The sequence below is a fragment of the Nitratireductor sp. GZWM139 genome, from assembly GCF_030068685.1.
GTDB classification, from domain to species: domain Bacteria; phylum Pseudomonadota; class Alphaproteobacteria; order Rhizobiales; family Rhizobiaceae; genus Nitratireductor; species Nitratireductor aquimarinus.
This window is the reverse complement of record NZ_JAMQML010000017.1, coordinates 85,145-91,836: the sequence shown is the minus strand read 5'-3', so window position 1 is coordinate 91,836 and position 6,692 is coordinate 85,145. Positions and strand designations below refer to the sequence as shown.

Below are 6,692 nucleotides of genomic sequence, written 5' to 3'. Positions count from 1 at the left end.
AAAAAAGGGGCAGACGCCAAAGCGCCCGCCCCTTCTCAAACTCTCTCGGCAGGGCGCGCCGCTCACCGCCGCGCGCCTGCCCTCACAATCGCATCAGAAAAACGCCTGCAGGCCCGTCTGCGCACGGCCGAGGATCAGCGCGTGAACGTCATGCGTGCCCTCATAGGTGTTGACCGTCTCCAGGTTCTGCGCGTGGCGCATCACGTGGTACTCGATCTGGATGCCGTTGCCGCCATGCATGTCGCGGGCTTGCCGCGCAATGTCGAGCGCCTTGCCGCAATTGTTGCGCTTCACGATGGAGATCATCTCCGGCGCCATCCGGCCCTCGTCGAACAGCCGGCCAACGCGCAGGCTGGCCTGAAGGCCGAGCGCGATCTCGGTCTGCATGTCGGCAAGCTTCTTCTGGAAGAGCTGCGTCTGCGCCAGCGGCTTGTCGAACTGCTTGCGGTCGAGACCGTACTGGCGCGCGCGGTGCCAGCAGTCTTCCGCCGCACCCATCGCACCCCAGGAGATGCCGTAGCGCGCACGGTTCAGACAGCCAAACGGGCCGCTCAGCCCCTCGGCATTCGGCAGAAGCGCGTCTTCGCCCACTTCCACGCCGTCCATCACGATCTCGCCGGTGATCGATGCGCGCAGCGAAAGCTTGCCGCCGATCTTCGGCGCGGAAAGGCCCTTCATGCCCTTTTCGAGCACAAAGCCGCGGATCTTGTTGCCGTGCGCGGCAGACTTCGCCCACACCACGAACACATCGGCGATCGGCGAATTGGAGATCCACATCTTGGAGCCGGTCAGGCGGTAGCCACCGTCGATCTTCTCCGCGCGCGTCTTCATGCCGCCCGGGTCCGAACCCGCATCCGGCTCGGTCAGGCCGAAGCAGCCGATATATTCGCCGGACGCGAGCTTCGGCAGATATTTCTGCTTCTGCTCTTCCGAGCCATAGGCGTGGATCGGGTACATCACCAGCGAGGACTGCACGCTCATCATTGAGCGATAGCCGGAATCGATGCGCTCCACCTCGCGCGCCACCAGACCGTAGGACACATAGCCGGCGCCCACGCCGCCATACTCCTCCGGCACCGTCACGCCCAGAAGGCCCGCCTCGCCCATTTCGCGGAAGATCGCGGCGTCGGTTTCCTCGTTCATGTAGGCGTGCTCGACGCGCGGCGCGAGCTTGTCGGCGGCAAAGGCGGCCGCGGCATCGCGGATCATGCGCTCTTCATCGGTGAGCTGGTCTTCCATGAGGAACGGGTCGTCCCACACGAAATTCGATTTCGAGGATTTCGACGCGGCTTTGGCCTGTGGTGCTTCCATATTCATATGTGCCTTCCTGATGCGGTTGCGCTCTCTCGACGCCTGACTGGAGCATACAGCATCCTATGCGAAACTGCTTCAAGCTTAAAATGATTTTTTGGAAGAGGATGGTGACGGGAGGGGATGGATTGAGGTGGGGGCTCGAACGGAGACATTCACCATGAGACACGGCACACCAATCAGCCAAACCGCCTGCGCGGTGTTTCACGCCCCATCCCACCCCGCGCCTTCGTCATCCCCGGACTTGATCCGGGGATCCATGCCGGTCGGTTGAAACTCGTCACAACGGTCACGGAATGAAACCCGGGTCAAGCCCGGGGTGACGCAGGGCAGGAAGCGCAGTAACCCACACAGCCCTCATCCTGAGCTCGTCGAAGGGCGAGGGCGACATGGAGAGCGGCAGGGAGCGCATGGTGCATGCCTTTACCCCCGCCCTTCGACGAGCTCAGGATGAGGGTAAAGGCACGGCGATGCCGCGCTTGCCACCCTGCAGTTCGGCACCTCTCACTCGCCTGCATGGTCCTTCACCTGTACAGGTGAAAATGAAGCTATCCCCCCTTCGTCATCCTCGGGCCTGCCCCGGGGATCCATGCCGGTCGGTCGAAACCCGCCACAACCGCCAAGGAATGGATCCCCGGATCAAGTCCGGGGATGACGAAGGAGCGAGTGTGCAGGTTAGACCCCACCGCCTGCGCGCCCTTCTCCCCGCGAGCGGGGAGAAGGTGAGGATGAGGGGCGGGCGGCAAGCGTTTAGAATGAAATGAAGGCGGGGCTGATCATGCGTCCCCANTCTCCCCGCGAGCGGGGAGAAGGTGAGGATGAGGGGCGGGCGGCAAGCGTTTAGAATGAAATGAAGGCGGGGCTGATCATGCGTCCCCACCCACTCCTTCGTCATCCTCGGGCCTGACCCGAGGATCCATGCCGGTCGGTCGAAACCCGCCACAACGGTCATGGAATGGATCCCCGGATCAAGTCCGGGTATGACGAAGGCGGAGGGCAGTCGCGGAAGCTCCCTTTAAAGGAAGTTCACCTTCCCCGTGGCAATGTCATAAATGCCCGCAGCGGCCTTGAGCTTGCCGGCTGCATAGAGGTCGCCGAGAATCGGGCCGGCCGTCTGCGCCCTCTCCGCGTTTAGCGTCGCATTGCGCGCTGTCGCGGTCGCCAGCAGGTCCTCCGGCTCTGCCGCCATGGCGTCGTAGACCGCAGGGCGAATGGCGTTCACGAGGCTCGGCAGATGGCCGGGCGGCAGGGTGTTGTCCTGAATCGCCTGGATCGTGGCGTCCACCGCGCCGCAGGCCGTGTGCCCCAGCACGAGGATCGTCTTGATGCCGAGAACGGCCGCCCCGTATTCGAGGCTCGCCAGCCCGTCCTCATTGATGAAATTGCCCGCCACGCGAATGACGAAAAGCTCTCCCGGCCCCTGATCGAAGATCAGCTCGGGCGCAACGCGGGAATCCGCGCAGCTCACGATGGCCGCGAAGGGCTGCTGCCCCTGCGCGCGGCTGGCGCGGCCCGCCGAATGATCGGTGTTGATGGGCTGGTTGGCCACATAGCGCGCATTGCCGTCCATGAGGCGCTGCAACGCCTCGTCGGGTGAGACCGGCGCTGCCGCGCCGGTTTCGGCGGATGCACGCGCGGCAAGCGGTGCAGCCATTGCAAGAGCCAGACCGCCTGTCAGCAGCCCACGACGGCTAAGAATTCCAGAGTCACAATTCACGCACATAATTCAGTCGCTTTCTAAAGTTGACCCAACGTAAAGCCGTATATCTCAAAACTTACCTGATCACTCGATTTATGTTTACACTTCTAACAATCTACATCTTCTTCCCCTGCGGGCCGCAGGGGCCGCCCTTTCCGGCCCACGCGCTCCCTCACCCCGCCCCGACACAAGTGCTGGAAAGCGGTGCGGCGTCTCTTCTCGCCACCTCCGAATCCCCGTAAAATCGCCCCCATGACTGCAGCCTCCCACACCATTCGCCAGCTAAACGACACCGTGATCAACCAGATCGCCGCAGGCGAGGTGATCGAGCGGCCGGCGAGCGTCGTGAAGGAGCTGGTGGAAAACGCACTCGACGCCGGCTCCACCCGCATTGAGGTGGCGACCGCCGGCGGCGGGCTTTCGCTGCTGCGCGTCACCGACAATGGCGGCGGCATCGCGCATGACGAGCTGCCGCTCGCCGTCTCGCGCCATTGCACGTCGAAGCTCACCGACGACATTCACGACATTCGCTCGCTCGGTTTTCGCGGCGAGGCGCTGCCCTCCATCGGCTCGGTGGCGCGGCTTTCCCTGCGCTCGCGCCCGGAAGGGGCCGACAGCGCCGCCGAGATCGCCGTGGAAGGCGGGCGCGTGTCGCCGGTCCGGCCCGTGGCGGCCAATCGCGGCACCACGGTGGAGGTGCGCGACCTCTTCTTCGCCACGCCTGCACGGCTGAAATTCATGAAGAGCGAGCGCGCCGAGACCGCCGCCATCACCGAGGTGGTGAAGCGCATGGCGCTCGCCTTTCCCGAGGTGCGCTTCACCCTGACGGGCTCCGACCGCAACACGCTGGAGCTGCCCGCCGTGCCGGCCGATGGCGAGGGGCTGCTGCGCCGCATCGCGCAGGTGATGGGCAAGGATTTCTCCGAGAACACGCTGCCCATCGAGGCCGAGCGCGAGGGCGTCGCGCTGTCGGGCCATGTCTCGATCCCGTCATTTTCGCGCGGCAACGCGATGCTGCAATATTTCTACGTGAACGGGCGGCCGGTGCGCGACAAGCTCCTGACCGGGGCCATTCGCGGCGCGTACATGGACGTGCTGCCGCGCGACCGGCATGCGGTCGTCGCGCTCTTCATCTCGCTCGATCCGGCGCTGGTCGACGTCAATGTGCATCCGGCCAAGGCCGATGTGCGGTTCCGCGATCCGGGCCTTGTGCGCGGTCTCATCGTCGGCGCGATCCGCCATGCGCTGGAGATCAGCGGCATGCGCGCCTCCACCTCCGGAGCGGACGCCATGCTGGCAGCCTTCCGCCAGCCGGAGCACGCAGCGCCCGGCGGCCTTTCCGGCCGCGGAAGCGCACATTATCGCTACACCCCGCCACCGCGCCCCGCGCAGGACTGGCGGCTCGACACCTCCCCCACCCGCCCTCTGGACATGACGGGCAGTGCCTCCATTGCAGGCGCAGCGCCCGCCGCCGGCGGCTTTTCCGCGCCTGCCCAGTCGGCTTTCGATGTCGGTGCCGGCCTGAGCGCCGATGCCCGCGCCGGCGAGGCCGAGGCCGCACCCGAGCTGATGCGCTCCCCGCTGGGCGCCGCGCGCGCGCAGGTGCATGAAAACTACATCGTCGCGCAGACGGAGGATTCTCTCGTCATCGTCGACCAGCACGCCGCCCATGAGCGCCTTGTCTACGAGGCCCTGAAGGAGGCGCTCCATTCGCGCGCCCTGCCCGCGCAGATGCTGCTTCTGCCCGAGATCGTGGACATGCCGGAAGAAGACGCCGACCGCGTCGCCGCCCATGCCGAATTCCTCGCCCGTTTCGGGCTGGGGCTGGAGCGTTTCGGCCCCGGAGCCATCGCCGTGCGCGAAACCCCGTCCATGCTGGGCAAGGTCGACGTTCCGCAGCTCGTGCGCGACCTGGCCGACGAAATCGCCGAGAACGACACCGCCGACACGTTGAAGGAGCGCATCGACCACATCGCCGCGACCATGGCCTGCCACGGTTCCGTGCGCTCCGGACGGCGGCTGCGCGCCGAAGAGATGAACGCGCTTCTGCGGCAGATGGAGGCAACGCCCGGCTCCGGCACGTGCAATCACGGCCGCCCGACCTATATCGAGTTGAAGCTGACCGATATCGAACGCCTGTTCGGCAGGCGTTAGAGCATCGGACCGAAAAGTGGGTACCGGTTTCGGGTTAATCCGATGATCCAGACCAAGACCTCACGCGGCCCCGCCAGCGACAAGCAGGTTTACTTGGCGCGGCAGGAAGGTTAAGGCCCAGAGTTGATGACAAGAGGCACCAGACGATGAACCGTTTCGAAGGACCCGGCGCGCGCGAGGCACGCATTCGCTATCTGGATGGCGACTTTCAGGTCATGACCCCCGGCGCTTTCGTGCGCTGCGCCGTCACCGAACAGCCGATCCAGCTCGATGACCTGAAATACTGGAGCGTCGAGCGCCAGGAAGCCTATGTGAGCGCCGACACCTCGCTCGCCCGCGAACTGGAAATGCATCCCGAACTGCGCAAACGCGGTTAATCGGAAACCGGTTTTCCGTCCGGGATTGCGAAAAAACAGAGAGATGGAGCGGTGCAGCGTTTCGGTGAAACGATGAACGGCTCCAAATTTATTTGAGGCTGCGTTCGCGCCAGTTCTCGATCGTGTTTTCGATGATCGTCACCGGCATGTCCGCTGCCTCAAACACCGCTTCCACCTGAAGCACCCGGCTTGCCTCGGCCAGTTCGCCGAGCGCACCGCTGCCGCCGCGCAGCCGCACAAGATCCTTCTCCGTCGTGATGAGCTGAAGCCCGTCCCTGCCGGCGGCTGCGATCAGATCGCGCGCGTCGTCATCATCATAGGGGTGATGATCGGGAAAGCTCTTCCCCTCCACCACTGCGCCGCCGGCCTCGGCAACGCTGTCGAAGAACTTCTTCGGGTTCCCGATCCCCGCAAAGGCGAGAAACCGCCCGCCCTTGATGGCGCGCATGCCACGCGGCTTGAGCCGCGCCTGAAACACCGGTCGTCCCGCCCGCGAGGTCTGGCGCACCACATGGTCGGCCGCAGTGCCCTCGCCCATGGTCAGCACCGCATCGGCAAAGCGCAGCTGGTCGATCAGCCGCGCCCGCAGCGGGCCGCCTGGAATGACATGGCCATTGCCCAGCCCGCGCCGCGCATCCACCACCATCACCGCGTAATCCATGTGAATGCGCGCGCTCTGGAAACCGTCATCCATGATGATGAAGTCGCAGCCGATGCCGACCAGCTCGCGCGCGCCCGTCAGGCGATCCGGCGCAACCATGGTCGGCGCATGCCGCGCCAGAAGCAGCGGCTCGTCACCCACATGGCGCGAGAGATCCTTTTCCGCATCCACCAGATGTGCCGTGGTCATGGAGCCGCCATGCCCGCGCGACAGGAAGCCCGGCTTGCGCCCCAGCTTCCGCGCCTGTTTCGCCAGCGCGATGGAAACGGGCGTCTTGCCCTCGCCGCCAACGGTGAAATTGCCCACGCACAGGACCGGCACATCCACTTTCGCGCGTTTGGCAGACGCCATCCGGTAGCCGGCCACAAGACCGTAAAGCGCGGAGAACGGGGCAAGGCTCCAGGCCCGCCAGTCCGCCGGCTCCCACCAGAACGGAGGCGCCTCACTGGATCGCCGCGCGTCCATTCGCACGCGCGAAGGACGATCCACA

5 protein-coding genes are annotated in these 6,692 nt (G+C 65.2%); 2 read left to right on the top strand and 3 right to left on the bottom strand.

From position 1 onward, the window contains the following. Window positions 1-93: 93 nt before the first annotated feature. Entirely contained in the window at window positions 94-1,317 is a 1,224-nt protein-coding gene (locus tag NDI72_RS18640; protein WP_390881183.1) for an acyl-CoA dehydrogenase, read from the bottom strand. 1,009 nt (window positions 1,318-2,326) lie between these two features. Then, window positions 2,327-3,034, bottom strand: a complete 708-nt coding sequence (locus NDI72_RS18635) for a carbonic anhydrase (RefSeq protein ID WP_113154342.1) — start codon at window positions 3,032-3,034, stop codon at window positions 2,327-2,329. A 228-nt stretch (window positions 3,035-3,262) separates the two neighbouring features. Between NDI72_RS18635 and mutL the strand changes: the two genes are divergently transcribed. Then, window positions 3,263-5,164, top strand: a complete 1,902-nt coding sequence (mutL, locus tag NDI72_RS18630; RefSeq protein WP_283801358.1) for a DNA mismatch repair endonuclease MutL — start codon at window positions 3,263-3,265, stop codon at window positions 5,162-5,164. A gap of 146 nt (window positions 5,165-5,310) precedes the next feature. Then, window positions 5,311-5,541 carry a DUF2093 domain-containing protein gene (locus NDI72_RS18625; protein ID WP_113154340.1) on the top strand — a complete coding sequence of 77 codons (231 nt, stop codon included), beginning with the start codon at window positions 5,311-5,313 and terminating at the stop codon, window positions 5,539-5,541. A gap of 88 nt (window positions 5,542-5,629) precedes the next feature. Here the strand turns inward: NDI72_RS18625 and lpxK are convergent, their stop codons facing one another. Continuing rightward, window positions 5,630-6,667, bottom strand: coding sequence for a tetraacyldisaccharide 4'-kinase (gene lpxK, locus NDI72_RS18620; protein ID WP_283801357.1), 1,038 nt, complete (start codon window positions 6,665-6,667; stop codon window positions 5,630-5,632). Between the last annotated feature and the right edge of the window lie 25 nt (window positions 6,668-6,692).